Genomic DNA, 631 nt, shown 5'->3' with positions numbered 1-631 from the left:
TGCACTTATTCGCTTGTCCCTATAACGTTAGCCTCTGATTACCTAAATAATCAAAGAGCGCTACAGGGATAAGAAAGTACAACGTTGTTGCTTGTTTGTTGATACATACAATCATTACCCATCGATTCGCTTTTTACGGCAAACCGATCAATAAATAATCTTTACTTCTTCCAGATTGTTAAAGAACATACAGCACTTGGTCTCGAAAAGACCAAACCTAAATTCAATCACCGATGTGATCAACTTACGTTTGAACTTTTGGTGGAGGATGACGGGATCGAACCGACGACCCCCTGCTTGCAAAGCAGGTGCTCTCCCAGCTGAGCTAATCCCCCATGTTTGCTACGGGTGCTACAGAAACTGGTAGGGCTGGTTGGACTCGAACCAACGACCCCCGCGTTATCAACACGGTGCTCTAACCAGCTGAGCTACAGCCCCAAATGCTGTTCTTTATATTAACAGCCGATAAGTGTGAACATTTGATGCGTGAATCAGTTACCTGACTCGTGCAAACTCTAGAAAGGAGGTGATCCAGCCGCACCTTCCGATACGGCTACCTTGTTACGACTTCACCCCAGTCACGAATCCTACCGTGGTAAGCGCCCTCCTTGCGGTTAAGCTACCTACTTCT

At 46.3% G+C, this 631-nt stretch carries 2 tRNA genes and 1 rRNA gene; all 3 read right to left on the bottom strand.

The features are described from left to right. Positions 1–259: 259 nt before the first annotated feature. Positions 260–335, bottom strand: a tRNA-Ala gene (locus GCN78_RS28880). A 26-nt stretch (positions 336–361) separates the two neighbouring features. Continuing rightward, positions 362–438 (bottom strand) — tRNA-Ile (locus tag GCN78_RS28875). A gap of 81 nt (positions 439–519) precedes the next feature. After that, a 16S ribosomal RNA gene (locus GCN78_RS28870) occupies positions 520–631 on the bottom strand; the annotation flags it as partial.

The sequence above is a fragment of the Janthinobacterium rivuli genome (assembly GCF_009208735.1).
Taxonomy (GTDB): domain Bacteria; phylum Pseudomonadota; class Gammaproteobacteria; order Burkholderiales; family Burkholderiaceae_D; genus Janthinobacterium.
Note: the sequence above shows the minus strand (reverse complement) of the source record. Positions and strands in the feature narration are given on the sequence as shown.